Genomic DNA, 25,660 nt, shown 5'->3' with positions numbered 1-25,660 from the left:
GACCTCGGCAGGCAGAGGCCGAAGCACAGCCTATGGCCGCTGTCGGTGGCCGGACGTGGCTGAACGCGGGAGAGGCTGTTCGGCCCAGACGGTCTTGCCGTCGGGCGTATGGCGGACGCCCCAGTTCTGTGCGAGTTGGGCGACGATGAACAGGCCGCGCCCGCCTTCGTCGACAGTGTTCGCGTGGCGCAGCCGTGGCGCGAGGAAGTCTCCGTCGTGGACTTCGCAGGTGAGTGTGCGGTCCTTGATGAGCTGCAACCGGACAGGCGGGGCGCCGTAGCGGACGGCGTTGGTGACCAGTTCGCTGACGATCGTTTCGGCGGTGTAGGCGGTTTCCTCATCGACGCTCCACCGGAGGAGCTGGTGGCGGGCGTGGGCGCGCGCCGTGGCGACAGCCTTGGGGTGGTGGTCGAGATGCCAGGTGGCGACCTGGTCGGCGGGGAACGGGTTGGTGCGGGCGAGAAGGAGGATGACGTCGCCGTGGCGGGTGTCGTTGCGCAGCCGGTAGAGCACGTCGTCGCACAGGTCCTGCAGTGGCCGCTCCGGGTGGGCCAGCACCTGCCGGAGGGTGTCCGGGGACGGTGAGGTGTGCAGCAGGGACGAGGTGTAGAAGGCGAGGACGCTGCCGTCGGCGACGGAGACCGTGGTGGCGGCGAAGGGAGGTCCCGTGGCGCAGCCCAGGGAAGGCCCGCTCGGCAGGTCGGGTATCTCGGTGGTCCCGTCGGGGTGGGCGATGACGGGTGGGGGATGGCCGGCCAGGGCGATGGTGCAGGTCTGGGCGAACGGGTCGTGGACGGCGTACACGCAGCTTCCCGTGAGGGGCATGGGATCGCCGGGCGGCAGAGCCGCGCGCTCCTCGGCGAGGCTGGTGGCGGTGTCGTTGAGGCGGGCGAGGAGCTCGTCGGGCCCCAGGTCGAGTGCGGCCAGGGAGTGGATGGCGGTCCGCATCTGTCCCATCGTGATGGCCGCGTGGATGCCTTGGCCGGCGGCTTCGCCGACCACCAGGGCGGTGCGAGCGCCGGACAGGGCGAAGGTGTCGAACCCGCCGCCTCCGCCCACCGCGGAGGGCACGTGCATGTGCGCGCTTTCGACGGTCGCCCATGTCGAGAGGTGGGGCGGCAGCAGGTGACGCTGGACTGTCAGGGCGATGGTGTGTTCACGGGTGTAGCGACGGGCGTTGTCGATGCACAGCGTGGCGTGAGCGGCCACTTCCAGGGCGAGGGCGATATCGCCCTCGTCATAGACGTCGGCCTGGTCGGTGCGGTACAGGCTCAGCAGTCCCAGCACGGTTCCGCGCAGTGTCAGGGGTGCCGTGATGAGAAAGCGGGCGCCGGAAACACGGATCGCCTCGGCGCGGGGCGGGTCGGCCGCCAGCCAGGGGGTGTCAGGTGCCAGGGCGACGAGGCGGGGCTTGAGGTCGGTCAGCGTCTGGGCGTAGGGCGTGGGGAACGGCAGAGCGCGTACGTCGCCCACCGGATGTGCCTGGATCTGCTCCTCGCCGCCGCTGTGACGGTAGGCGGCACGGCGTAGCGGCACCTCCGGCCCCAGCGGGCTCGGGGGAGGTTCCTCGCCGCGTATCACGGCGTCCACCACTTCCACCACGACGATGTCGGCGAGGTCCGGCACCACGGCCTGCGCCAGTTCCTCGCAGGTGGCCACCACGTCGAGGGTCCGTCCCACGTGCTCGCGCACGGCACCGAGGACCCGCATACGGGCGCCCGCCCTTTCGCGCTCGGTGACATCGAGCATCTCCGTGAGCACGCCCCACACCCTCCCCTGCGCGTCCTCCAGACGGGACACCGAGACGGAGAACAGGTACTCCGGCCCCGGTGCGCCCTTCGGACGCACCCCGACGAGTCGCCCCCGCACCGGCGCGCCGTTCTCCAGCACGCCGCGCAGCATGGCCTCCACCTCACCGGGTGCGGAAAGGTCGTACACGTCGGTGACGGGCCGGCCCACGATCTGTTCGTCGGGCGCTCCGTGCAGAATCGGCCTGGTGAGGTTGATCCGCAGGATGCGCAGCTCCGTGTCCAGGATCAGCAGGCCGTTGGGCGACTGGTGGAACAGGGCTTCCAGCACTGCGGCACCCTTGCCCGGCGAGACGGCTTCGTTGTGCGCCACGGCAACCCACCTCCCTAGTCCAGCCTGCACCGAGCCCCGATGCGCCGCTCCTTCGACCGGTTGCCGTGTCGTGAGCACGGCAGGGCTGGGTAGGCCGGCGCGCATGGTCGATGTCGTCCCCACGGATCCACGGCAAGAGGCCGCCCAGGGCCGGGTGGCCATCTGGCCGGCGCCGGGGACCTTCGGTGGCCGGCACAGCACTGCTGCTGCTCCAAGGACGCCTCGCAGGAAGTACGGGACCGGTGCGGCCGTCTCCGGGTCCGGGCGAGCGCCTCCCTGCACAAGCACGGCCGGTCCGCCTGACGCCGCCCGGCGCACCGCATGGAGATGCCCCACCCCTTGGACGGCGGATTCCAGGGGGGCGGGGCATCTCGGGGGGGGTTCGGCGCGGGTCAGCCGATCTGGGTGCCGGTGGCCGACAGTGCCTCCGTCACCGGCTGGAAGAACGTCTCCCCGCCGGAGGTGCAGTCGCCGCTGCCGCCCGAGGTCAGGCCGATCGCGTTGCCGCCGGAGAAGAGCGAGCCGCCGCTGTCGCCCGGCTCGGCGCACACGTCGGTCTGGATGAGCCCGCTCACCGTGCCCTCCGAGTAGTTCACGGTGGCGTTGAGACCGGTGACCGTGCCGTCGTGGACCTGGGTGGTGGAGCCGCTGCGGGACACCTTCATGCCCACGGTCGCCTCGGACGCGCCCGTGATCTTCTGGGTGGAGCCGTTGTAGAGGTCGACCTCGCTCGGGTGGTCCACCGCGGAGGTGTACTTGACCAGACCGAAGTCGTTGCCCGGGAAGCTGGACTGGGCGTTCTGGCCGATCACGTTGCCGGAGGAGTCCGACCAGGTGGAGATGGCGTCGGTGCAGTGCCCGGCGGTCAGGAAGTACGGCTCGCCGCCCTTGACCACGTTGAAGCCGAGCGAGCAGCGCCCGCCCGACCCGCTGATCGCGTCACCGCCGGCGATGAAGGGCTTGAACTCCCCCTTCGAGTGGCGGAGTTCCACCTTCTCGCCGAGCCCGTCGACGACCTTGGTGAGCTTGGTCAGCGCGGCCCCGGCGACCGTCTTGTCGGCGGTGACGACGACCTTGTTGGTGACCGGGTCGGTCGCCCACGAGGTGCCTGGGATGGTGGCGTCCTGCTTGAGCGTGGTCCGCGCGCTGTCGAGTTCGGCGAGGGAGTTGGCGACGAGTCTCGCCTTGGCCCCGGCCGCCTCGACGGTCTGCGCGGCGGTGTCGTCGAGCACGTTGACGACGAGGTTCTTGGTCTTGGCGTCGTAGTACGTACCCGCCGCGTCGGTACCGAGGTCGGCGGCGAGCGCCGAGCCGAGCTTTCCGGCCGCCGGCACGGACAGGATCTGCGGTGCGGCGGCCTTGGCGGGCTCGCTGGCGTTCGCACTCTGGAAGGTCACTCCTGCGGCGACGAGCGCGGCTATGCCCGCGCCGGCGAGGGCCGCCCGGCGCCTGGGTATGCGTCGGTGCTTCAACTCATGTCCTCCTGTGGGGGGTCGGCCCGTAAGGTTGTGGGGACCTCGGAGCCGGAAGGCTGGTTGACGGGCGCCCACTATTCCGAGACCCACGGGGAGCACACAAGGTCGAGTTCAGTACGCGCGTGCGCGGATGTTGTGCGCCCCCTGTGCCCGAGCCGTTCACAGTCACCCACGGAGGGCCCAGGAGGATTCGCACTGCAAACACTAGGGCGAGTAACCGTTGACGGAGAGTGGCCTTTACCCCTGTCCGGAATTCGCCTCTCCAGGAGCGCCCTTCGCCCCGTTCCCCCCGGCCCCGTCCGCCCCGGGCGGCAGTTGCTGCTGAGCCCGCTCCAGGAACCGCAGCAGTTCCACCGGGAACGGCAGCACCAGGGTCGAGTTCTTCTCGGCGGCGACCGCCACCACCGTCTGCAGCAGGCGCAGCTGGAGCGCGGCGGGCTGCTCCGACATCTCCTTGGCCGCCTCGGCGAGCTTCTTGGAGGCCTGGAGTTCGGCGTCGGCGTTGATGACCCGGGCCCGGCGCTCCCGGTCGGCCTCGGCCTGCCGGGCCATGGACCGCTTCATGGTCTCGGGCAGCGAGACGTCCTTGATCTCGACACGGTCGATGGTGACACCCCACTCCACGGCCGGGCTGTCGATCATCAACTCAAGGCCCTGGTTGAGCTTTTCGCGGTTCGACAGCAGGTCGTCCAGCTCGCTCTTGCCGATGATGGACCGCAGTGAGGTCTGTGCCATCTGCGAGACCGCGAACCGGTAGTCCTCGACCCGGACGATCGCCTCGGCGGGCGCGGTCACCTTGAAGTAGACGACGGCGTCGACGCGGACGGTCACATTGTCGCGGGTGATGCCCTCCTGCGCGGGCACCGGCATGGTGACGATCTGCATGTTGACCTTCTGGAGCCGGTCCACGAACGGGACGATCATGGTGAACCCGGGCTCGCGCACCTCCGGTCGGAGCCGGCCGAGGCGGAACACCACGCCTCGCTCGTACTGTCTGACGACCCGCGCCGCGGCCAGCGCGTAGACCGCGCCGACGGACACGAGAGCGGCTCCGGCCGCCACCAGCGCCTCGACCATGCCGGCCCCCAGGGGGTGACTCCAATGGTCCTTCGACGGTAACCCCGGCACCCGCCCAAAAGGGAGCCCCCGCACGCCGGTTGCGTACGGGGGACCACTGGGCTGGGAGCGGATCCGGGAGGATCGTCAGCCGACGCTCACGCCGTAGTAGCTCAGCGCCTCGGTGACCGGCTGGAAGAAGGTCGTACCGCCGGAGGTGCAGTCGCCGCTGCCGCCGGAGGTCAGACCGTAGGCCACGGAACCGCCGTAGAGCGGGCCGCCGCTGTCGCCGCCCTCGGCGCAGACCGTGGTCTGGATCATGCCGTAGACGACGTCACCGCTGCCGTAGTTGACGGTGGCGTTGAGGGCGGTGACCCGGCCGCTGTGCGTGCCGGTGGTCGAACCGCGGCGGTACACCGTCGTACCGACGGCCGGGGTGGCCGCGCTGGAGATGGTCTGGCTGCCGACCGCGCTCGGGTGCGCGATCGAGCTGTTGGTGTACTTCACCAGCGCGAAGTCGTTCGTCGGGAAGCTGTAGCTGACGTTGGTGCCCAGGACCGTGGTGTGGCCGGAGTTGCTGTACCAGGTCGAGGCCACCTGACCGCAGTGCCCGGCGGTCAGGAAGTAGTACGTGCTGCCGCTGTGCACGTTGAAGCCGAGCGAGCAGCGGTAGGCGCCGCCGTAGATGGCGTCGCCGCCGGTGATCAGCTTCTTGAAGGTGCCGTTGGTGTGCTTGATGGTGAGCGCGCCGGAGTTTGCGCCCGCCTGCCGCTTGATCTTGGCGATCTCGGCCTTGGAGACCGTGTTGTCGACGGTGACGACGACACGGTGGGTCTTGCTGTCGACGGCCCAGGCGGTGCCGGGGACGTTCGCTTTCAGAACGGAGCTGTTCACGGCCTTCAGTTCGCTTGCGCTGAAGGTGTGAGCATCACTCGCGCTCGCGGTGGGGACGGCGAACGCTGCCGCGGCCAGGAAACCGGTGCCCACGGCGATCAGCCGGGTCCGTCTCGAGATACCGCTGCGGGGGGTGGTGCGCTTGATCCTCACTTGTCGTTCCCTCCCAGGGGAAGTCAGGGGGCCCGCGTGGGGTCGGGGCCCGTGAGGCGCAGCCAGGGGCGGGCGCCCGGGTTCCGGACACGTAATGCTCCTGACAAGCGCTGAGGGGGAGTATTCGGCCGAACGACCGGTATCCGCAAGAGTGCCTTTCGGCCGCGCGACTGTGTTCGAACCATGTCGACTTTGTGTGATCTCGTTGTGATCCGGGCGAGTTGACGCCGGTCATAATTCCTGCCAAAGCGTCAGGCCACTATGCGCTCCCCCGCGTCGACCCTGAGGCCCAGCCTGTTCCCGGACGGCGGGAAGGGGCAGATGAAGTGATCCGCGAAGGCGCACGGCGGCAGCTGCGCCCGGTTGAAGTCGACGGTGGTGGAGCCGTCGGCGGCCGGGGCGGCCGAATAGAGGAACCTGAACCGGTAGCTGCTGACCCCGCTGGTGGCGTCGGCGAACACCGCCCACAGCCGGCCGTCGGCCTGCTCGGCGACCTGGAGCGTCAGGTCCTCGCCCGCCAGGGTGTAGGCGAGTTCCCCGGCGAGCACGAGCGCGCGCTCCACTCCGTCCGCGGTGTCGACGCGGACGGTGCGCCGGTCGTCGTCGTACGGGGTGAAGCGGCCCGGCACCGACCAGCGCGGGTCGTAGGGGGCGGCTTCGATGCCCAGGAAGGTGCGGCGGGTCTCGGCGGCCGGGTCGTAGTCCCGTACGCCCCAAGTGCCTTCGCGGATCAGCACGACCAGGCGGCGCTCGCCCAGCGTGACCCGGGCCGACGGTTCTCGGTCGGCGGCGAGCCGGACCTCACCGGCGAAGGGTTCGCCGTCCACGGTCAGGCCGTCGGCCTCCGTGGCGGTGAGCAGCACGGTGTCGCCGTCCACCGCCCAGACGCCGGGGACACCGGGAAGGCGCCCTTCCGGATGGTCCTCGATCATGGGGGTCCCCCCAGGCCGTTCAGGCACTGGGGGAGGGTGCCGGTCAGCGCGAGCGGCCCGTAGGGAGCCGACACGGTCTCCACCCGGTGCTCGTGCCAGCGCTTCCAGTCGCCGGCTGCGTCCGCGGTCATACGATCAGCCCTTCCACAGCTCTTAGCATGATCTCTATCATCTGTTTCATATGCGCTCAAACAGTCCATATCGGCCGGGAGCCCCGTTTTTCAGGGCGCCGCCAGCTGGCCGGCGGCCCGGGCGAGGCCGAGGTGCTCGCGCAGGGTGCTGCCCGGGTAGAAGGTGCGGAAGAGCCCGCGGTGCTGGAGGAGCGCCACGGTGCCGTTGACCAGCCGCTCCAGATCGCGGCGCGGTTCGGCGGGGACGAGGTGGAAGCCGTCGGTGGCGCCCTCGCCGTGCCAGCCGGCGATCAGCTCCGCGAGGTCCACCGGGCCGCCCCGGTACAGCGGGCCCTGCACGGTCTGCCGGGGGCCGCCGCCACCGTGCCCCGGCTCGGCCGCGCGCTCCCCGTCCCCCAGATCCACCAGCAGACTCACCAGCACCCGCAGCGCGTCCGGCTCCCGCCCGAACTCCCGCGCCTGTTCCCTCAGTTCCTCGCGTGCGGTGGCGGCCTGCGCGGAGCTCGCGGCCCGCACCAGGACGACATCGGCGTACCGGGCGGCGGTCCGCCGGGCGGCCCCCTCGGCGGCGTGGGCCACCCGGACCGGATGCCCCGGCGAGGGCCCGGGCGCGTCGCTCCACCAGCCGGCCCGGCCCCGGCTGATCTGGTCGAGGTGGGCGAGGGCGGTCTGCGGGGCGGTCACCAGCGGCACCAGCCCGATCCGCCGGGTGGCCGGGGCCACCTGCGACAGCACGGCGAGCGCGTCGGTCTCGGTCCACCCGAAACGGCCGTCGAGCGTGACGAAGTCCAGGCCCCCGCTCTCGGCGAGCCGCACCAGCTCGACGTAACTCTCCGCCTCGAACACACCGACCTGGTCCACGGCGGCGGCCAGATGCAGCAGCCCCCGGCCGTACGAGCCGGTCATGACAGACCATCCTCTCCGCACATCACAGCACCTTGGAAAGAAACGCCCGCGTCCGCTCCTCCCGCGGAGCGTCCAGCACCTCCGTCGGCGGTCCCGCCTCCACGACCCGTCCGTCGGCCATGAAGACGACCGTGTCGGCGACCTCCCGGGCGAACCCGATCTCATGGGTGACGACGATCATCGTGGTCCCCTGCCGGGCCAAGTCCCTTATGACGTCGAGGACTTCACCCACCAGCTCGGGGTCGAGCGCGGACGTCGGCTCGTCGAACAGCAGCAGTTTCGGCTCCAGCGCCAGCGCCCGCGCGATCGCCACCCGCTGCTGCTGACCACCGGAGAGCTGCCGCGGATAGGCGTCGGCCTTGTCGGCGAGCCCCACCCGCTCCAGCAGCCTCCGGGCGCTCGCCACGGCCTCGGCACGCGGGCGTTTCAGCGCGGCGACCGGCGCCTCGATGACGTTCTCCACCACGGTCAGGTGCGGAAAGAGATGGAAGTTCTGGAAGACGAACCCGATCCGGGTCCGCTGCTTCAGCACCTCCCGCTCGGGCAGCTCGTACAGCCTGTCCCCGGAGCGCCGGTAGCCGATCAGCGTGCCGTCCACGCTGATCACCCCCTGGTCGACCTTCTCCAGGTGGTTGATGGTGCGCAGCAGCGTCGACTTGCCGGATCCGGAGGGCCCGAGGACGACGGTGACCTCACCGGCCCGCACCTGGAGGTCGATGCCCTTGAGCACCTCCAGCGTGCCGAATCTCTTGTGCACGGACCTGATGTCGACCATGACGGTCATGGAGTGGATCCCTCGCAGATCTGAGTCGTTGGAGGCGGACTAGGCGGCGACCCGGCCCGTCACGTCCGCCAGGAATGCCAGCGCCGCCCGCGCCGTGGCGTCGTTCTGCCGGAACGCGGGCCCTCCGGTGCGCGGCCGGGTGAACGCACCGGGCGTACGGCCGTCAGTGAACGGCCCGAGCGCGAACCGCCGGGGATGCGGCCGCCCGTCCTCGTCGAGGATCCGCCCGTCCACGGGGTCCACCCTGAGCAGCCCGTCGGGCGTCTCGGCGGCCCCGTCGGTCCGGAGTTCGCGCAGCAGCGTGTCCCGGGCCCGCCGCACGGTCGGTTCGGGCAGCCGCGCCTCGACCAGCGCCCGCGCCTCGACAAAGGATCCGGGCACGGTGTCCGCGGACGCCCGGAATACCCCGTCCCGCGCCTCCACCGTCATCCCGGCGCCGACGAACCTGACCACCCCCGCCCGGGACAGCGCGAGCAGTTGCCGCAGCCGGGGCCCGGGCGGCCCCGAGGCGAGATAGCTGAAGAACCCGTGCCACCAGGACCCGATGTCACCGAGCCGCACCAACTGCCCGTAGACGGAGAGCAGTCCGAGGAATACCGCCAGATCGGGGCTGTACGACGGGTCATGGCGGCGGCTCAAGTCCCCCTCGATGTACTCCCGCAGCCCCTTCTGGAAGTCCTCGTGCGATCCGTACCGCACCCCGTCCAGCGGTCGGTCCAGCGCAGCGAGATCGAGCCGGTCGGCCGGGTCCGGTACGGCGGCCGCCACCAGCGCCCGCGCTTCGGCGTCGTCCTCGGCGGCGGCGTACTTCTCCTCGAAGTCCGGCCAGGCGACGGCCGTCCGCTCGGGGTGGACGGTGAACAGCCGGTGGTAGTGGGCGAAGCCCAGCTCCTTGGTGACCAGCGGCCACACGTCCCGCCGGAAGTCGAACCCGCCCGGCCGGGCGAGCAGTTCCTGGACCTCGCCGGGGCCGAAGAAGCGGGGCAGCGGCGGCCGTTCGCCGGTCCAGTCGTATCCGATCTTCGAGTGGTACGGCACTCCGCGCCGCGACCCGACGTACAGCACCGGCTCCCGCCCGGACGGCACATAGGTGTCACCGTCGTACCGGCCGCCCCGCCCCTCCGTGAGCAGCACCATCAGGTCGACGAAGGCCAGCCCGAAGCCGCGTACCAGCACCGGCTCGCCGGGCCGCAGTGCGGACAGGTCGCTGTCGGCGGTGAAGTCCGGCGGCAGGTGGACCAGGCCGTGCGTGCCGGCGTACGCGGCCAGGGCGGCCTGCTCGGGGTCGAGGTCGGCGTCCAGATGACCGAGGGCGAGAACGACGAGGTCGGCGAGGAGCGGACGCGGGCGGCCCTCCAGCCAGACCTGCTGGCGCCCCTCGCGGGGCCCACTCACCCGCAGGGCACGGCGGGGGTGGTGGTGCACCGTGACGCCCTCGGGAAGGTCGGCCACGGCTCGGTCGTAGACGTGCCGCAGGTACCGGCCCTGGATCTGCCGGTCGGCGAAGGTGCGGCCGTCCAGGCCCGCCCACTCGTGCAGGGTCGGCCCCTCCCGTACCGGGCCGGTCATCCGCACCGTCTCGTCCGTGAACATGGTGACGTCCTCGGCGTGCGAGTTCATCCACAGCAGCGGCGACTGGGCGGCCCGCCAGATGCGGCCGGCGCCCGGCGGATGCGGGTCGACCAGATGGATGTCGAGGCCCGACCCTGCGTACATCTCGGGCGCGTTGGCGGCGATGCGTTCGAGGAGACCGGTCCCCCGCGGCCCGGCCCCCACGATCACCAGCTGGGGCCTCATCGGCCCGTCTCCGTGCCGCGCGCGTAGTGCTTCTCGACGTAGTACTGGCCGATGCCGAGCACGGAGGTGACGACCGTGTACCAGAGGGTGGCGACCATCAGCAGCGGGATGACCTGATAGGTCTGGTGGTAGATCAACTGTGCTGAGAACAGCAGGTCGTTGACGGCGATGACGCTGACGATCGAGGTGCCCTTGAGGGTGCCGATCAGCATGTTGCCGGCCGGCGGCACGATCGCGCGCATCGCCTGCGGCAGCACGATGCGCCGCCAGCGACGCCACCGGCTCAGGCCGAGCGCGTTCGCGGCCTCGATCTGGCCGCGGTCCACGGAGAGGATGCCTCCGCGCACCACCTCGGCGGCGTAGGCGGCCTCGTGCAGGGTGAGGCCGACGATCGCGACGGCGACCGGGCTGAGCAGGTCGACCGTCCGGACGCCCAGTACCTGCGGGTACAGGGCGCCGATGTTGAACCAGAGCAGCAGCTGGACCAGGATCGGGATCGACCGGAACAGCCAGACGTATCCCCAGCTGACCGTCCGCAGCACGGGGTTGGCGGAGAGCCGGAACGCGGCGAGCAGGGTGCCGAGCGCGAAGCCGAGGACCATCACGACGGCGGTCAGCCACAGGGTGAGCCACAGTCCGCGAAGCACGGAGTCCGAGGTGAAGTAGTCGGCTACGACGTCCCACTGGAACGCCTTGTTGCGCACGACCGAGTCGATCGCGAGCCCGAGCAGGACGAGAACGGCGACGGCGGCCGCCCACTGCCCGTACCGGCGCTGCGGGACGATTCTCAGGTCGTCCGCGCGCTCGGGTATGTCGGGGGCGGCGGGGGCTTTGGCGAGGGTGTCGGATGACATGCGAAGACTCCGTGACGGATCAGTCGAGCACGGTGGACGCGCACACGGTGGTGCGGCGGGTGCCTTCACACGGAGCGCCGCCGGGCGGCGCTCTTACGGCCGAGCCCCTCAGCAGGGCCGTCCGTCGACTGTACGGGGCCGTTTCCCCTCTCTGTCAAGGGTGTCCGGAGTGTGAGCAGCGCGTCTCAAGTCAGTTGACGGGGAATCGGAGACCTGTTCCACTTGGCCCATGCATCCGCAGCAGTGGCTGGTCACCCGCTCCCACATCGACTTCGGTCGCGTGTGGTCCTGTTCCTGTTGAGCTGACCCACTGCACGCCCCGCCTTCGGCGGGGGCTCTCCGCGTTCTCCCTCGCGCTCCTCGCTTCGCCTTCACACGCGCACCCCTCCCCTCGCGCCACCCCCCGCGCTCCGCACGCCTGCTGATCCCAGGAGACCGCTCGACGATGCGTACGCCCACACATGCCCGTTACAGGAAATTCGCTCCCTTTATTATGATCACCTCGGCCGCGGCCCTGCTCCTCACCGCCTGCGGTTCGGGCTCCGGCGGTTCCTCGGGGACCGGCGGCACCCAGGGGGTGGCCGCCGAGAGCAACGCGATCCCCACCACGGACGTGGTCTCCGCGATTCGCAAGGACGACAAGGCCGCCGGGCTGCTGCCCTCGGGCGTCACCGGCCTCACCGTCGCGGTCACGGTCGGCGGCACCCCGCCCGGCACCGCCTATCTGCCCGACGGCAAGACCCTGACCGGCCAGGACGTCGACTTCACCAAGGCCGTGGCGAAGGTACTGGGTATCAAGCTCAAGATCGAGCAGGCCAGTTTCGAGGCGATCCTGCCCGCCCTGGACAGCGGCAAGTACGACTTCGGCGCCGCCAACTTCGGGGTGACCGACGAGCGCCGCAAGGCCATCGACTTCGTCACCTACATCAACGACGGCCAGGGCTTCGCCACCCGTGCGGACAGCACGCTGTCGAAGATCACCGACCTACGGCAGCTGTGCGGCCTGAACGTCGCCACCGGCGCGGGCACCACCTTCGAGGCGACCCTGGAGGAGAACAAGAAGGTCTGCACAGACGCCGGCAAGAAGGCGTACGGCGTGCAGACCTACGGCGAGCAGAGCGCCATCTGGTCGTCCGTCCAGCAGGGCCGAAGCGATGTCGTGATGTCCACGATCAACGGCCTGCGCTATGCCGTCGCCCACCAGCCGGGCCTGAAGTTCCTCAACGAGTACCACCGTCTCGATGTCGGCTTCGCCTTCAAGAAGGGCACGAAACTGGCGCCCGCGTTCCAGGCGGCCGTGAACAAACTCATCACCGACGGTACATACGACCGGATCCTGAAGAAGTGGGGGACGACCGCGTCGGCGATCGACGCGTCGCGGATCTCCCCGCCCGAGCTGAAGAACTGACAGTACGTCAGGGCGATACGACGCTGAGCTGGGCTGTCGTATCGACTGACTGTCGGTTCGTCACCCGCCGCCCGTTCACCCGGACGCACCGCTCATCACCCATACGCCCGGAACAATCATATTTCACTCACAGTCAGCAGCCGTGCGTGCAACGGCCCTTGGTACACCTGGGCTCTCGACGTATTCGCTCTGCACCAGTACCGTCACAAACCCCCCGCGCGGCGTCTATCCACTTGGCGCGCCATCCGCATCATGGACGACCATAGGGATGCGGAAGCATGAAAGACCGCTGTGAGAGGAGGCGTCCATGGGATCGGTACGCAAGGCGAGTGCCTGGCTTGGCCTCGTCGACGACAACGATGACGAGCGCTACTACGACGACGACTACTCCGAAGGGACCGAGCAGCCCGGGGATGCCTGGGTCACCGACCCCCGGGTCAAGGTGGCCTCGGACACCGCCGAGGAGAAGGGCCGCCGGATCGGCACGGTCACCCCGGACAGCTTCCGGGACGCCCGCGCGATCGGCGAGCTGTTCCGCGAGGGCGTGCCGGTCATCGTGAACCTCACGGCCATGGAGGCCGGCGACGCCAAGCGGGTCGTCGACTTCGCGGCCGGGCTGATCTTCGGTCTGCGGGGCTCGATCGACCGGGTGTCCAACCGGGTCTTCCTGCTGTCCCCCGCGAACACGGAGATCGTCAACGGTGAGCCGGCCTCGCGCCGGGAGGACGGCTTCTTCAACCAGAGCTGAGGCAGGGCCGCTCACCGGCCCTGCCCCCGCGTAGGGTTCACCGGAAGGCGTCGAGCCCGGTGAGCGCCTTGCCCAGCACGAGCTGATGCATCTCGACGGTGCCCTCGTAGGTGAGCACCGACTCGAGGTTGGTCGCGTGCCGCATCACGGGGTACTCCAGCGAAATCCCGTTCGCCCCCAGGATCGTCCGGGCCGTACGGCAGATCTCGATCGCCTCTCGTACGTTGTTGAGCTTGCCGAAGCTGACCTGCTCGGGACGCAGGCGTCCGGCATCCATCCGCCGCCCCAGATGATGGGCGAGCAGGATCCCCTTGTGCAGTTCGACCGCCATGTCGGCGAGTTTGGCCTGGGTGAGCTGGAAGCCGCCGATGGGCCTGCCGAACTGCTCCCGCGACTTCGCGTAGTCGACGGCCGTCTCGAAGCAGCTGCGTGCCGCGCCCATGGCGCCCCAGACGATGCCGTAGCGGGCGTGCGACAGACAGCTGAGCGGGCCCTTGAGGCCGGTCACCTCGGGCAGTACGGCATCGGCTGGGAGCCGCACGTCGTCCAGGACCAGCTCGCTGGTGACACTCGCCCGCAGCGACCACTTGTGCTTGATCTCCGGCGCGGAGAACCCGGGCGTGCCGGTGGGCACGACGAACCCCCGGATGCCGTTCTCGCTCTGCGCCCATACGACGGCCACCCCGGCCACCGACCCGTTGGTGATCCACATCTTCCGCCCGTTGAGCACCCAGTCGCCGCCGGCGTCGCGCTTGGCGTGGGTGCGCATGGCGGCCGGGTCGGAGCCGTGGTCGGGTTCGGTGAGGCCGAAGCACCCGATGACGTCACCGGCGGCCATGGACGGCAGCCAGCGCTGCTTCTGCGCCTCGCTGCCGAACCGGTGAATCGCGTACATGGCCAGTGATCCCTGCACGGACACGAGCGAGCGGATGCCCGAGTCGGCGGCCTCCAGTTCCAGACAGGCGAGCCCGTACTGCACGGCGGACGCACCGGCGCAGCCGTACCCGGTCAGCGACATCCCGAGGGCCCCGATCCCGCCGAGCTCCTTGGCGAGCTCCTTGATGCCCGGCAGCTCCCCGCTCTCGTACCACTCGGCGACATGCGGCAGCACCCGGTCCGCCGCCCAGCTCCGCACGGTCTCCCGTACGGCGAGATCCTCCGGCTCCAGAAGATCGTCGATACCGAGGGGGTCACCGGCATCGAACGGAGGCAACGTCACGGACGCGGACATGAAAACCCTCCCAAAACTAGCACCGCTAGTTACACCAGACTACGCGCAGTCTCCCTGCTCTCCCGCCTAGGGGCTGTCTGACAATTCCCGTCGTCGCCCGGAGGGCGGCCTCGCGGCGTCAGGTGCGTGCTCTCGGCGTGCCGGGCGTAGGCCCTCGTACTGGACGTACTTGGGTCTGCGCCCGGTGCGGCGAGTGGGGGTCCCCCCGGCCGAAGGCTGGGGGAGCGTGCATGGCGTCGCGAGGCAGAAGGGAATTGTCAGACAGGCCCTAGGCACCACCCCACGAGCGACGCCCCCCACCACCTGCCCACACGGGCGGTGCACGGGTGGGAGGGCGGGCGGGTCACGCTGAGACGCGGGACCTCTGGGGGCCCCTCGGGGCCGGGACCTCCACCGGTGCCTCCTCGCACTGCATCGCCCGCGGCAACCGCAGCGCCATCACCGCCCCCAGCAACAGCAGCCCCGCACTCACCAGCAACGTCACATGCAAACCGTGCACGAAGGAATCCCGCGCCGCCCGGCGCAACGCCGCGCCCGTCGGCCCGCCGAGCCGTCCGGCGACCTCGTAGGCCTCGCCCAGTGAATGCCCCGCCGCGGCGGACGCCGACTCCGGCACGCCGGACACCCGGGACAGCCCCGGCGCGTACGCCGCGTTCATCACACTGCCGAGGAGCGCGATCCCGATGCCCGCCCCCAGCTGGTAGGAGGTCTCGCCGATCGCCGCCGCCCCGCCGGCCTGCGCCGCAGGCGCCTCGCTCAGCATCGACTCGTACGCCCCGAAGAGCGTGATCTCCAGGCCGAAGCCGAGCAGGACGAAGCCGAACAGCAGCAGACCCGCGTTGTCCACCCCGCCCATCGCCGTCAGCGTCAGCACGGCCGCCGCGGTCAGGCAGAAACCGAAGCACACCATCCGGCGCGGCCCGAAGCGCCGCAGCAGCCGCGCCCCGGCCAGCCCGGCCGCCATCGCGGCGAGCGTCAGCGGCAGCAGTCGTAGCCCCGTCTGCAAAGGGGAGAGGCCCAGCACCAGTTGCAGATACTGCGCGGCGATCAGTTCGAGACCCACCAGCGCGAGCATCGCCAGAACGATGCAGCCCACCGCCGTACTGAAGGCCGGCCGAGCGAACATCTTCAGGTCCACCAGCGGGAACGCACGCCGCCGTTGCCTTCGCACGAAGAGGAACAGCAGCAGTGCGCCCAGCAGAAGCGGGGCCACCGTGAGCACACTGGCCGCCGGCTCGCCGCCGCCCAGCCGCTTCACGGCGAACACCACGCCGAACAGACCGGCCGCCGCCATCAGGGCGCCCACGACGTCCCAGGGGCCGTTGCGGTCGCCGCGGGACTCGGGGAGGAGAAGCCGCCCCACCGGCAGACTGACGAGCATCAGCGGGATGTTGACCAGGAAGACCGAGCCCCACCAGAAGCGTTCGAGCAGGAAGCCGCCCAACAGCGGCCCGACGGCCGCGCCGACCGCCGCCACCGCGCTCCAGATGCCGATGGCGAGGGCCCGTTCGCGGCGGTCGGGGAAGACCTGCCGGAGGATCGAAAGCGTCGCCGGCATGATCATCGCTCCGCCGACGCCGAGCAGCGCCCTGGCCCCGATCAATGCCTCGGCACTGGGTGCGACGGCCGCCACCGCGGAGGCGACCCCGAACAGGGCGTACCCGAGCAGCAGGACGCGCCGCCGGCCCACGCGGTCGCCGAGCGTGCCGAAGAGGATCAGCAGCGAGGCGCAGACCAGCGGATAGACGTCGACGATCCAGAGCAGTTGCATGGCGCCGGGCTTGAGGTCCTCGGTGACGGCCGGCACCGCGACATGCAGCACGGTCGCGTCGAGGGCGACCAGCAGCAGGCTGACGCAGAGGACGACGAGGACGACCCAGCGGTTGGCACCGGCACCGGCCCCGGTCGCCCGACGGCGCGGCCGTACGGCTGCCGTGGTCGTCCCGGACATGTACGTACCTCCCAGATGATCCCTCGCGCGCGGCGGATCGGCGGGGCGGGGACTCCCCGTCGTACGGCCGGAGAGGAGCGGGGTCTCCCGGCCCGCGCATACGAACGCGAGTGACACGTCAGCGTACGCGAGTTCGTTCCGGGGGCACGTGGCGGACCTCTCACACGCTCGACAGAACTCATGTGGCGTACGCCACTGACCCCGCTGTGCACCACGTCCGGGCGCGCCCGGACGTTCCGCGTCCCGTCGATAATCGAGCCCGTGACCGATCTTGAAGCGCCCGTGACGGCACCGGGTGGCCCGGCCCTGCGCCGAGCGGCGCCGGCCCTGCTCGGGTACGTGGGCGTGCGCGCCCTCGGCCTGCTCGCGCTGGCCGTGTGGAGCGGGGCGCGCGGCAAGAGCGCGTACACCTTGTTGACGGCGCGCTGGGACTCGCTGTGGTACACGCGGGTCGCCGAGCTGGGGTACGGCTACGAGGTGCGGCTGCCGAACGGCGACGTCCACTCCAACCTGGCCTTCTTCCCGCTGCTGCCCTGGCTGGAGCGCCTGCTGCACGCGCTCACGCCCCTGTCGTACGCCGGTGCGGGCTTCACAGTCGGCCTGCTCGCCTCGCTCGCCGCGGCCTGGGGGATCTTCGCGGTCGCCGACTTGGTGTACGGCCCCCGGGTGGGCATCTGCGCGGTGCTTCTGTGGGCCGTCCTGCCGGTCGGGATCGTGCAGTCGATGGCGTACAGCGAGTCGCTGTTCACGGCGCTGGCCGCATGGTCGCTGTACGCCGTGCTGACCGGTCGCTGGGTGACCGCGGGCGTACTGGCCGCGCTGGCGGGGCTGACCCGGCCGGTGGGGCTCGCCGTGGTGGTGGCGGTGTGGACGGCGGGGGTGGTCTCGTTCGTGCGGGATCGGAGCGGGGGCGTGCGGGACCGTAGCGAGAACCATGCACACGGCGCGTGGGACGACGGACGCGCCCCCGAGCCGTCCACCGCCGCTCGCACCCGGCGCGTTCCGCGAACAACCGGCGCACCCCACACAACAGGCGCCCCTCATACGACACGCACCACTGGCACCACAAGCAGCGCACCAGCCTCCGGTGCACCTCCCTGGCGCCGCGTCCTCGGTATGCTCCTCGCCCCCGCCGGGGCCGCCGCGTACGTCCTGTGGGTCGGCCACCGAACCGGCAAGGGCCCGCTCGGCTATCTGGACGTCCAGGCGGGCTGGCGCAACGGCTTCGACGGCGGCTATGCGTTCGCACACTTCGTCGCCGACAAGTTCACGTCATTTCCGTCCGCTCTGGCCGGAGTGGGTTTGATCGCCGGCGTCGGCCTGCTGTTGTGGCTCTACGTGGTCGGGATCCGCCAGCGGCAGCCGCTTCCCCTGCTGGTCTACACGGGTGTCGTCGTCGTGCTCGCGCTGTGCGCGTCGAGCTACTTCGGCTCCAAGCCGCGCCTGCTGATGCCGGCCTTCCCGGTGCTGCTGCCCCTCGCCCGGGCTCTCGCCCGGCCGCGCACCAGCAGATCGGTGCTGGTCACGGCAGTGGTGGCGGTGGCCTCGGCGGTGTATGGCGCGTTCTGGCTGAACGGCTCCGGACCACCATGATCATCACCGTCGGCAGGGTGAGCAGTCGGAGAATTCCACCCCACGCCTTGGTTAACGAATTCATAAGTGCCATAAAACGGTCGCCCGGCATGATCAAAGGAATTGAAGGGCAGGCGCGCCACCTATTACCGAATCCTTAGAATTCAGGAACCTCCTGAGAGGTTTCCCACATCACATCGTCATCACAAAGCCGCAGTTTCGACCGGGAACAGAGCTCACTCGCTGTAACGTCGATTGGGTGCGTACCGAACGAAACCTCACCCGTCTGGACCGGGTGTTCGCCAGGCTGGACCGTGAGCCGGAACGGCCGGCCCACATTGATGTGCCGAAGATGAGCCGGCACCGGGTCGTGTTGTTCACCGCGACCCTCGCCTTCTACCTGGCGATCGTGTGGGCCGTCGTGATCACGTCCTGGCTGGTCCGGCTCGACTGGCAGGTCATGTTCTTCCGGCCGTACCAGCAGTGGTCGGGAATCCACTGGTTCGTCGATTACTACGTGGTCCTCGGACAGCGCGGCCCGACCGCCGTGATGGTCGCGGCCTGGCTGGGCTGGCGCTCCTGGCGGCAGCACACCCTGCGCCCGCTGCTGACGCTCGGCGCCTCCCTGCTGCTGCTCAACATCACGGTCGGCGCCGCCAAGCTCGGCATGGGGCGCCTCGGACCGCACTACGCGACCGTGATCGGCTCCAACGAGATGGGCCTCGGCGGCGATATATTCCCCAGCGGCCACACCGCCAACGCGGTGGTGACCTGGGGAATTCTGGCATATCTGGCCTCCACTCCCAGAGCCCGCCGCTGGCTTTCCGCGGCCTCCGCGGTCACCTCGCTCGGCGTCGGCATGTCCACCGTCTACCTCGGTACGCACTGGCTGAGCGACGTGTTGCTGGGCTGGGCCGCGGGGCTGCTGATCCTGCTGGCGCTGCCGTGGTGCGAGCCGTTCATAGCCCGTGCCGAGACCTGGCTCTTCGACCTGCGCGACCGCTGGCGCGCCCGCCGCAGCGGTACGGTCCCTCTTCCCACGCCCGTCCCGGTCGCGCCGGTGGTGCTCAAGCCGCGTACGGCGCCCGCCGACGACGCCCCGGCACCGGAGCGCGAGCCGGTCTCCTCGGGCCGCTCGCCCCGGGCCCCGATCCATCTGGCACCCGGCCCGCACACGGCCCGCTCGGAGCGCACGCCGGTGACCCCGGCAGGCAGCCGTCGCCCGCAGCACCCCGAGCGTCAGCCGCGCGGCGGCGGCGCCCCCCAGCCCGCCCGCCCGCTGACGGGCGGCTGACGGCCGTACGGACGCGGCAGCGCAGGAGCCCGGTACGCACAGCCGGCCCCCGCGCCGAAGGCCCCGGGTTCCCCACTGCGGGAACCCGGGGCCTTCGCCGTCGTACGGTCAGCCCTTCCAGGCGCGTGCCACGACGCCGTCCCTCACCTCGAAGTTGAGCCGTCCCACCCGGTACTCCATGGTGATGATCGCGCCCGGCGGCAGCGACCGCACCGTCGGCCACCCCCGCTGCCGGGCGAGCCGTTCCGCGTCGCGCGCGTCGAGGCCTACGTACCCTTGCGGGCTGTCCTGGGGCTCCTTCGGCGGAGCCGGATTCGGTGCCATGCGGCCACGCTAGGCCGCTTCCGGCGGGGACGGAAGTCGAGAACGGCCGGCGAAGTCCCCTTCCGTCTCCGGTCACGCTTCTGTCACAGAATCACGACACGCGTTTCGGTCGAACTCTGTCACACGTACGAGCGGTTCAGTACGCCTTCCTGGCGCATTCCAGTGCAATTCTCTGATGCCGGTAGGGTCTTCCGAAAAGCCAGCCGGAAAGAATCGGAAGTAAGGACCAGGGACGCGCACGGGAGCCCATTCCATTCCGAATCCACGGGCCGCCGGGGAACCTGACACCGCATAAGAGATTCACCGCTTCGACACAGAACCCCCGTACACCCCGGGCCGGGGCCGGCCTGCGGCAGTGTGATGCGGCGCGAACCGGAAGCCCCGCACACCCGCCTGAATCAGCCTCAGAATGCACCGGGCCCCACCCGGTCGGGACCGGGCGGGGCGTGACGGTGGTGGGGCAGGGGCGCGCGTCAGAGCGCGAGGCGCTGCCCGGGCACGATGAGGTTCGGGTCGGCGCCGATGACGTCCTCGTTGGCGGCGTACAGGCGCTGCCAGGTGGTGCCGTGGCGCTCGGCGATCTCGCTCAGGGTGTCGCCCTCGCGGACGGTGTAGTCGCCCCGGGCGGAGTCACGGCCGGTGTGGGCCGTCGGGCGCTGCGGCTTCTTCGCCGCGGGGGCCGACTTGGTGGTGGTCGAGCTGGTGACCGACTCACCGGTCGACCTGGTGGCCGACTCGGTGCTGCTCTTCGTGGTCGCCGAGGCGCCCTCGGGCGCCGAACCGGTCGCGCCGGCCCGCCCGGAGCAGACCGGCCACGCGCCCCAGCCCTGGGCGTTCTGAACCTTGGTGGCGACGGCTATCTGAGCTTCCCTGGAGGCCTGGTCGGCCGTCGACGCGTAGGCGGTGCCGCCGTACGCGCGCCAGGTGGAGGCGGAGAACTGGAGTCCGCCGTAGTAGCCGTTGCCGGTGTTGATGTGCCAGTTGCCGCCGCTCTCGCACTGGGCGATACGGTCCCACACTCCGTTGTCCGCCGCCTCGGCGTTGCCGGTCGCGGCCAGCAGGCCCAGCGGGGCGAGCAGGGCCACTCCGGCCAGGGCCGCCGTCGTACGGCCCTTGCGGGAGCCGTTCTTGGCGACGGTCTCACGGGTGGTATCGGCACACTCGGACATGTATTTCCCTCTCCACATACCCGGGCTCCCCCAAGCGGGACGCGGTCCCCGCGCGATGGACGCGGTTCGTCGCGCTCGCCCGTCCGCCGCGGCCGGTACTGCGATGGTGCTCTGCCTGGTGCCGGTCGGCGGACGTACCCGAGCGGTGCTCGTTGCACACGGCGGAGGAATCTAGGGATCGGGAACGCCCGAAATCAACCAACTAGGCGTCGGACCAGGCCAGTTGGGCGTTACCGGAGGTAGCGGCGATTTCAGGCCACCCACTACATCCATTGATTTCATGATTTATCTACCATGTGATCGGTGGATCTGTGATTCACTTCACCGCGTCAAATTCCTTTGGCTGGCGAAGAGTTGACGGTGAGTGCCGAATTCCGCACCACGAGTGACCCTGCGCAGTGGATGGTTGGATTCCGATCCCCCCGATGCGTGACCACCACCACAGATCGCCCGTTGTCTTCTTCATGAGCCCGCAACCCCCTGGGGCTCATGGACCGGGATCCACCCGGGCCTTCACGCACGCATCCCGAGGGAGCCACCGTGCCGCGCATGCTCGACGTCAGCGACGAGGTACGCGCCGAGATCGGCGACGAAGAAGCCGACCGGCTGCTCGCCGGAGACAACGCCCCCGGCAGTTACGACTGCACCTCCTGCCGCACCCCGGGCGACTCCGAACAGGAGCGCACCAGCACCGTCCTGTTCATCGGGGACGAGACCGCCGTCCTCGCCTTCGCTCACGCCGGCTGCCTGCCCTCGCAGGTCGTCCAGGTCACCGAGGAGCAGTTGCAGGGCGCGGTCCGCTCCATCAGCGGTGAGAGCGCGCCCGGCGGCGGCCCGCAGAAGTCCCTGCCCCAGCAGGCGGTGCTCGGGGTGACCAGCGGACTCGTGCTGATCGCCGGGGAGCTTCACCCCGCGCTCGTCGTCGAGCCGACCTCGCCGATCGTGCGGCCGGGCACGGACGGGGTGGGTGACGACTTCCTGCCGCTCCTCATCGAGCAGGGCTTCATGCCGGTGACGGAGCTGGCCGCGGTACCGCCGGTGCTGCACGGGTGGTCGGTGCTGCTGGCGGTGGGCCAGTTGCACGCGGTGCTGCAGCCGGGAAGCAACGGCGGGCAGCCGATGGCCTGGTGGCAGGCGCACCAGCCGCTGCAGGTGACCGACGGATGGCGGGCGGCCGCCAACAAGCACCAGCAGGTGCTGATGTTCGCGGCGCCGGTGGGGTCGATCGGGCGGCAGCCTCGCGAGGATCTGCTGCGCGATGCGCTCGACAAGGCCGCCGCGAACGGGAAGCTGGTGACGGCAGCGCTTCCACTTGCGGGTGTCTGAGGGGCGCCCAAGGAGCGGGGAGCTCCGCTGAGCCGGCGGGTGCGCGTTGTTAAAGCAAGTCGGTGAGCCGCATCTCTTGAACTGTCCGGTCGTTTGGACATACGTGCACGCATACGACTTTTCGCCCCGGCGCCCGTCCTTTGCCACCGTTCCGTCCGCTCGGGTGGGACAGGAAGCCCCAGGCGGGCACTCGGCCACGCCGATCTACGACTCGCTCTACGCGGAGTGGGTCAAGAGCTTCCGTACGCTGCCGGGCGACCGCAGCGGGGAGGAGTCGATGGGGTTCGTCGCCTTCGGGACGACCCCGTTCAGCACCGGCACCTACGGGCTGGGGTCGTACGGGGGGAACTCGTACAGCGCGTACAGTGCGGGCGCCTACAGCGCCCGGCACGGCAGCGAACCGCCGCAGCCGCCGCAGTGGCAGCGGATCGGGACGCTCGGGCGCTCCCCCGACACCGGGATGATCCCCGTACCGGCGGCGCTTCCGCCGGGGCCGCGCCGGGGTCAGTGACCTATGCGGGAGGGGCGGCCACCGATGACGGTGGCCGCCCCTCCGCGTGCGTCTACTTCTTCTTGCCGCGCTTCTCGCGCACCCGTACGGAGATATGGATCGGGGTGCCCTCGAAGCCGAACTCCTCGCGCAGCCGGCGTTCGATGAAGCGCCGGTAGCCCGCCTCGATGAAGCCGGAGGCGAAGAGGACGAACCGCGGGGGCTTGGTGCCGGCCTGGGTGCCGAACAGGATGCGCGGCTGCTTGCCGCCCCGGACCGGGTGCGGGTGGGCCGAGACCAGCTCGCCGAGGAAGGCGTTGAGGCGGCCGGTGGGGACGCGGGTCTCCCAGCCGGCGAGGGCGGTCTCGATGGCGGGGACCAGCTTCTCCATGTGCCGGCCGGTCTGCGCGGAGACATTGACCCGGGGCGCCCAGGCGACCTGGGCGAACTCGGTCTCGATCTCCCGCTCCAGGTAGTAGCGGCGCTCCTCGTCGAGGGTGTCCCACTTGTTGTAGGCGATGACCATCGCCCGGCCCGCCTCGACGGCCATGGTGACGATCCGCTGGTCCTGCACGGAGATGGACTCGGAGGCGTCGATCAGGATGACCGCCACCTCGGCCTTCTCGACGGCGGCCGCGGTGCGCAGCGAGGCGTAGTAGTCGGCGCCCTGCTGGAGGTGGACACGCTTGCGGATACCGGCGGTGTCGACGAACTTCCAGGTGATACCGCCGAGTTCGATCAGCTCGTCGACCGGGTCGCGGGTGGTGCCGGCGATCTCGTTGACGACCACGCGCTCTTCCCCGGCCACCTTGTTCAGCAGCGAGGACTTGCCGACGTTCGGGCGGCCGATGAGAGCGATCCGGCGCGGGCCGCCGACCGCCGTGCCGAAGGTCTGCACGGGCGCCTCCGGCAGCGCCTCCAGGACGGCGTCGAGCATGTCGCCGGTGCCGCGGCCGTGCAGGGCCGAGACCGGGTGCGGCTCGCCGAGGCCGAGGGACCAGAGGTAGGCCGCGTCGGCCTCGCCGCTGGGGCCGTCGACCTTGTTGGCGGCCAGCACGACGGGCTTGCCGGCCTTGCGCAGCAGTCGTACGACCGCCTCGTCGGTGTCGGTCGCGCCGACCTTCGCGTCGACGACGAAGACGACCGCGTCGGCCGCCTCGATCGCGTACTCGGCCTGCGCGGCGACGGAGGCGTCGATGCCGAGGACGTCCTGCTCCCAGCCGCCGGTGTCGACGACCTTGAAGCGGCGGCCGGCCCACTCGGCCTCGTAGGTCACACGGTCGCGGGTGACGCCGGGCTTGTCCTCGACGACGGCCTCGCGGCGGCCGATGATGCGGTTCACCAGCGTCGACTTACCGACATTCGGGCGGCCGACCACGGCGAGCACGGGCAGCGGGCCGTGGCCCGCCGCCTCGATGGCACCCTCGACGTCCTCGATCTCGAAGCCCTCTTCGGCGGCGAGCTCCATGAACTCCGCGTACTCGGCGTCGCCGAGCGCCCCGTGGTCGTACTCGTGCTCAGCCGAGTCGCCGGGCTGGATGTGGTCGCTCATGAAGTCCGTACCTCGTCGTTCATCGTGGTGGTCGGTGGACCAGTATCCGTTATGGGCTGATCCACTACTTAGTGTCGCCTAGCGTCCGGTCAGACGCCTGGCGTTTTCCAGGTGGCTGGTGAGCTGCTTCTGGATGCGCTCGGTGGCCTGGTCCAGGGCGCTTCGAGTGCGTCGGCCGCTGCCGTCGGCCGCCTCGAAGGGGTCGCCGAAGACGACGTCGACGCGGGCGCGCAGTGGGGGCAGCCCCTTGACCAACCGTCCGCGGCGCTCGGAGCTTCCCAGGACGGCCACCGGCACGATCGGCGCCCCGGAGCGCACCGCGAAGTAGGCGAGGCCCGCGCGCAGCGAGGCGAAGTCGCCCTCGCCCCGGCTGCCCTCGGGGAATATGCCGAGCACTCCCCCGGCCGCCAGCACGCCGAGCGCGCGGGTGACCGCCGTGCGGTCGGTGGACTGCCGGTCCACCTTCAGCTGGCCGATCCGGGTCAGGAACGGGTCCAGCGGCCCGATGAACGCCTCCTTCTTGATGAGGAAGTGCGTCGGCCGGGGCGACACGCCCATGACCATCGGGCCGTCGATGTTGTGGGAGTGGTTCACGGCGAGGATCGCCGGGCCGTGCGCCGGCATCCTCCAGGCACCGAGCACGCGCGGCTTCCACAGCCCGTACATGAGGCCGACACCGATGCGCCGCCCCACCTCGGCGCTCCGCTGCGACGGAATCGACGGAAGGCTCACTTGCCCGCCCGCTTCTGCTCGACGAGGGTGACCACACACTCGATGACCTGGGTCAGCGTCAGCTCGGTGGTGTCCACCTCGACCGCGTCGTCCGCCTTGGCGAGCGGCGAGGTCTTGCGGGTGGAGTCGGCCGCGTCCCGCTTGATCAGGGCCTCGCGGGTGGCGTTGACGTCGACGCCCTTGAGTTCACCGCTGCGCCGGGCCGCGCGGGCCTCGGCGGAGGCGGTGAGGAAGATCTTCAGGTCGGCGTCGGGCAGTACGGTCGTGCCGATGTCCCGGCCCTCGACGACGATGCCCGCCTCGGTGCCGTGGGCCAGCGACCGCTGCAGCTCGCTGATCCGCGTCCGGACCTCCGGTACGGCGCTGACCGCGCTGACCTTGGAGGTGACCTCCTCGGTGCGGATCGGGCCGGCGACGTCCACGCCGTCGACGGTGATCGTCGGGTGGGCCGGATCGGTCCCGGAGACGATCTCCGGCTTGCCGGCGACCGCGGCGATGGCGGTCGGGTCGGTGAGGTCGATGCCGTTGTTCACCATCCACCAGGTGATCGCCCGGTACTGGGCGCCGGTGTCCAGGTAGCTCAGGCCGAGCTTGGCGGCCACGGCCTTGGACGTGCTCGACTTGCCGGTGCCCGAGGGGCCGTCGATCGCGACAATCACGGGCTTTACGGCGCCGTTTTCCACGGGGGGACACCTTCCGGGTGCAGGGTGGTGGGTGGTGTGCGGGGCCATCGCGCCCCGCACAAGGTTACCGGCCCCCG

Annotated in this window: 21 protein-coding genes and 1 pseudogene; 6 read left to right on the top strand and 16 right to left on the bottom strand. The window is 70.4% G+C overall.

Going from position 1 to position 25,660, the window contains the following annotated elements; genetic code table 11:
* Positions 1–30 precede the first annotated feature (30 nt).
* The 9 genes and pseudogenes from ACZ7OO_RS15320 to ACZ7OO_RS15280 form a co-directional block, all read right to left on the bottom strand.
* Positions 31–2,121, bottom strand: coding sequence for a SpoIIE family protein phosphatase (locus ACZ7OO_RS15320; RefSeq protein ID WP_471505020.1), 2,091 nt, complete (start codon positions 2,119–2,121; stop codon positions 31–33).
* 392 nt (positions 2,122–2,513) lie between these two features.
* Complete coding sequence (locus tag ACZ7OO_RS15315) at positions 2,514–3,593, bottom strand: S1 family peptidase (protein WP_471505018.1); 1,080 nt, start codon at positions 3,591–3,593, stop codon at positions 2,514–2,516.
* A gap of 240 nt (positions 3,594–3,833) precedes the next feature.
* Positions 3,834–4,673 carry a slipin family protein gene (locus ACZ7OO_RS15310; RefSeq protein ID WP_471505016.1) on the bottom strand — a complete coding sequence of 280 codons (840 nt, stop codon included), beginning with the start codon at positions 4,671–4,673 and terminating at the stop codon, positions 3,834–3,836.
* 126 nt (positions 4,674–4,799) lie between these two features.
* Entirely contained in the window at positions 4,800–5,699 is a 900-nt protein-coding gene (locus tag ACZ7OO_RS15305) for a S1 family peptidase (protein WP_352220143.1), read from the bottom strand.
* A 251-nt stretch (positions 5,700–5,950) separates the two neighbouring features.
* Positions 5,951–6,762: pseudogene (locus ACZ7OO_RS15300) on the bottom strand (DUF1684 domain-containing protein).
* 90 nt (positions 6,763–6,852) lie between these two features.
* Positions 6,853–7,668 carry an LLM class flavin-dependent oxidoreductase gene (locus ACZ7OO_RS15295; protein WP_471505014.1) on the bottom strand — a complete coding sequence of 272 codons (816 nt, stop codon included), beginning with the start codon at positions 7,666–7,668 and terminating at the stop codon, positions 6,853–6,855.
* Between the two features lie 22 nt (positions 7,669–7,690).
* Positions 7,691–8,452 carry an amino acid ABC transporter ATP-binding protein gene (locus ACZ7OO_RS15290; protein ID WP_471505012.1) on the bottom strand — a complete coding sequence of 254 codons (762 nt, stop codon included), beginning with the start codon at positions 8,450–8,452 and terminating at the stop codon, positions 7,691–7,693.
* Between the two features lie 39 nt (positions 8,453–8,491).
* Positions 8,492–10,249 carry an FAD/NAD(P)-binding protein gene (locus tag ACZ7OO_RS15285; protein WP_471505010.1) on the bottom strand — a complete coding sequence of 586 codons (1,758 nt, stop codon included), beginning with the start codon at positions 10,247–10,249 and terminating at the stop codon, positions 8,492–8,494.
* Positions 10,246–11,103 carry an amino acid ABC transporter permease gene (locus tag ACZ7OO_RS15280; RefSeq protein ID WP_471505008.1) on the bottom strand — a complete coding sequence of 286 codons (858 nt, stop codon included), beginning with the start codon at positions 11,101–11,103 and terminating at the stop codon, positions 10,246–10,248. The genes ACZ7OO_RS15285 and ACZ7OO_RS15280 overlap by 4 nt, the downstream gene beginning before the upstream one ends.
* 445 nt (positions 11,104–11,548) lie before the next feature.
* Here ACZ7OO_RS15280 and ACZ7OO_RS15275 point away from each other — a divergent pair, with 445 nt between their 5' ends.
* Positions 11,549–12,511, top strand: coding sequence for an ABC transporter substrate-binding protein (locus tag ACZ7OO_RS15275; RefSeq protein WP_471505007.1), 963 nt, complete (start codon positions 11,549–11,551; stop codon positions 12,509–12,511).
* A 307-nt stretch (positions 12,512–12,818) separates the two neighbouring features.
* Positions 12,819–13,259, top strand: a complete 441-nt coding sequence (locus ACZ7OO_RS15270) for a cell division protein SepF (protein ID WP_351699550.1) — start codon at positions 12,819–12,821, stop codon at positions 13,257–13,259.
* A 37-nt stretch (positions 13,260–13,296) separates the two neighbouring features.
* On the opposite strand, the gene ACZ7OO_RS15265 is transcribed toward ACZ7OO_RS15270, so the two are convergent.
* Positions 13,297–14,490 (bottom strand): acyl-CoA dehydrogenase family protein, encoded by a 1,194-nt coding sequence (locus ACZ7OO_RS15265; protein WP_471505005.1) that lies wholly within the window; start codon positions 14,488–14,490, stop codon positions 13,297–13,299.
* 343 nt (positions 14,491–14,833) lie between these two features.
* Positions 14,834–16,441, bottom strand: a complete 1,608-nt coding sequence (locus tag ACZ7OO_RS15260; RefSeq protein ID WP_471505004.1) for an MFS transporter — start codon at positions 16,439–16,441, stop codon at positions 14,834–14,836.
* A 261-nt stretch (positions 16,442–16,702) separates the two neighbouring features.
* Between ACZ7OO_RS15260 and ACZ7OO_RS15255 the strand changes: the two genes are divergently transcribed.
* Both ACZ7OO_RS15255 and ACZ7OO_RS15250 read left to right on the top strand, forming a co-directional pair.
* Positions 16,703–18,034 (top strand): mannosyltransferase family protein, encoded by a 1,332-nt coding sequence (locus tag ACZ7OO_RS15255; RefSeq protein ID WP_471505002.1) that lies wholly within the window; start codon positions 16,703–16,705, stop codon positions 18,032–18,034.
* Between the two features lie 238 nt (positions 18,035–18,272).
* The gene (locus ACZ7OO_RS15250) at positions 18,273–19,307 is read left to right on the top strand and encodes a phosphatase PAP2 family protein (protein ID WP_471505001.1); all 1,035 of its coding nucleotides are present in this window, start codon (positions 18,273–18,275) and stop codon (positions 19,305–19,307) included.
* A gap of 108 nt (positions 19,308–19,415) precedes the next feature.
* On the opposite strand, the gene ACZ7OO_RS15245 is transcribed toward ACZ7OO_RS15250, so the two are convergent.
* On the bottom strand, positions 19,416–19,631 hold the full coding sequence (locus ACZ7OO_RS15245; RefSeq protein WP_471504999.1) for an I78 family peptidase inhibitor: 216 nt from the start codon (positions 19,629–19,631) through the stop codon (positions 19,416–19,418).
* Between the two features lie 473 nt (positions 19,632–20,104).
* Entirely contained in the window at positions 20,105–20,800 is a 696-nt protein-coding gene (locus tag ACZ7OO_RS15240; protein ID WP_471504998.1) for a transglycosylase family protein, read from the bottom strand.
* A gap of 540 nt (positions 20,801–21,340) precedes the next feature.
* On the opposite strand from ACZ7OO_RS15240, the gene ACZ7OO_RS15235 reads away from it, so the two are divergent.
* Together ACZ7OO_RS15235 and ACZ7OO_RS15230 are read left to right on the top strand one after the other, a co-directional pair.
* On the top strand, positions 21,341–22,126 hold the full coding sequence (locus ACZ7OO_RS15235) for a hypothetical protein (protein ID WP_471504996.1): 786 nt from the start codon (positions 21,341–21,343) through the stop codon (positions 22,124–22,126).
* 103 nt (positions 22,127–22,229) lie between these two features.
* Positions 22,230–22,637 carry a hypothetical protein gene (locus ACZ7OO_RS15230; RefSeq protein ID WP_471504995.1) on the top strand — a complete coding sequence of 136 codons (408 nt, stop codon included), beginning with the start codon at positions 22,230–22,232 and terminating at the stop codon, positions 22,635–22,637.
* 52 nt (positions 22,638–22,689) lie between these two features.
* On the opposite strand, the gene der is transcribed toward ACZ7OO_RS15230, so the two are convergent.
* From der to cmk, 3 genes are all read right to left on the bottom strand, one after another.
* Positions 22,690–24,168 (bottom strand): ribosome biogenesis GTPase Der, encoded by a 1,479-nt coding sequence (der, locus tag ACZ7OO_RS15225; protein ID WP_471504993.1) that lies wholly within the window; start codon positions 24,166–24,168, stop codon positions 22,690–22,692.
* A 78-nt stretch (positions 24,169–24,246) separates the two neighbouring features.
* Positions 24,247–24,834, bottom strand: coding sequence for a lysophospholipid acyltransferase family protein (locus tag ACZ7OO_RS15220; RefSeq protein ID WP_471505553.1), 588 nt, complete (start codon positions 24,832–24,834; stop codon positions 24,247–24,249).
* 62 nt (positions 24,835–24,896) lie between these two features.
* The gene (gene cmk / locus ACZ7OO_RS15215) at positions 24,897–25,583 is read right to left on the bottom strand and encodes a (d)CMP kinase (RefSeq protein ID WP_471504992.1); all 687 of its coding nucleotides are present in this window, start codon (positions 25,581–25,583) and stop codon (positions 24,897–24,899) included.
* Between the last annotated feature and the right edge of the window lie 77 nt (positions 25,584–25,660).

This window comes from Streptomyces sp. NPDC111744 (assembly GCF_055634995.1).
Note: the sequence above shows the minus strand (reverse complement) of the source record. Positions and strands in the feature narration are given on the sequence as shown.